The sequence below is a fragment of the Caulobacter sp. 17J65-9 genome (genome assembly GCF_010975005.1).
Lineage (GTDB): Bacteria > Pseudomonadota > Alphaproteobacteria > Caulobacterales > Caulobacteraceae > 17J80-11.
Genome location: NZ_JAAIVC010000306.1, coordinates 1 through 1,119 on the forward strand (window position 1 = coordinate 1; position 1,119 = coordinate 1,119).

At 72.4% G+C, this 1,119-nt stretch carries 2 protein-coding genes; both read right to left on the minus strand.

Features of this window, described 5'->3' with window-relative positions; translation table 11 throughout:
• Positions 1-633, minus strand: a 633-nt coding sequence (locus G3573_RS21560) for a DUF4118 domain-containing protein (RefSeq protein ID WP_163263675.1), incomplete at its 3' end; no start/stop codon positions are given.
• A 265-nt stretch (positions 634-898) separates the two neighbouring features.
• Positions 899-1,119, minus strand: a 221-nt coding sequence (locus G3573_RS22090; protein WP_205598435.1) for a hypothetical protein, incomplete at its 5' end; no start/stop codon positions are given.

Consider the following 1,119-nt stretch of genomic DNA (forward strand, 5'->3'; position numbering starts at 1 on the left):
GGCCAGCAGGGCGCCGGCGCGCGGCTGGCCGTCGTCGGCGAGCTCCGTCGGCGCCTCGTCCGGGCCGACCACCTGCGCCTCGCCGCCGACCGCATGGGCGAGCTGGGCGGCCAGCCTGGCCCGCAGCGCCGCCTCGGTGTCGGTCTCGGACAGGCTGCGGCTGGCGTTGAACAGGGTGGTCATCAGGTCTGCGCGCGTACGGCTGCGCAGCGCCTCGTCGCGCACCCGCCCGGCCAGGCTGCCGGTCATCAGGGCCACGGCCAGGAAGACGAAAAGCGTCAGGGCGTCGTCGCCCGCGAAGGTGAAGGTGAACCGCGGCTCGACCAGGTGGAAATTGTAGACCACCACCGCCAGCACCGAGGCGATGATCGCCGGCCAGGTGCCGACGGTGACGGCCGTGACGATGACCCCGCCCAGGAACAGCACCGACAGGCGGGTCACGTCGAAGGATTCGTACAGGACCTCCGCCAGGAGCGCGCTCACGGCGACGATCAGGGCGCCGATCCCGATTCGGGTGGCCATGCTCAGGGCCGGCGACACGCGGGTCAGCAGCCAGACCGTCGGGCTGAGCGCCGGCGAAGGCTGGGCCTGGACCATGTCGAGAGGGGTGTGCCGGGCGGCGGTGCTCGCCATGTACGCTCCAAGTCGTGCCACGCGCCTGACGCGCGCGGATGCCCCCGCCTAGGTCTTTGCCCGGGCCACGGCGGCGTCGGCAATCATGGGATTTTTATAGCCCGCGCGGGAGCTCAGGAAAATTCTTTATAAGTTTTAGATACTTCCGATAGCCAGCGGCTGGGAATAGGTGCCGTCTGGCGGGTCCCGTCGGACAGCGGCGGCGCCCCCAGGCCCGGCAAGTCGCTGTGGTTCCTCCCGGACGGCGGACGGGGCCCGCGCCCGCTCAATCGTCGTCGAATTCCAGAGTCTCGCCACCGGCCGCCAGCGCGCGCGCGCCGAATACGAGGCGGGCGGCGATGCCCGGATCGACCAGCCGCCGCGACCGCAGCACAGGCGCGCCCGACAGCCGCGCCGTCTCGCGCCGCGTGGTCCGAAGCGCGGTCGCCGGCCCCGGACACCGCCACCACCGGCACGCCCCAGCGCCGCAGCCAGCCGGGCGCGTAG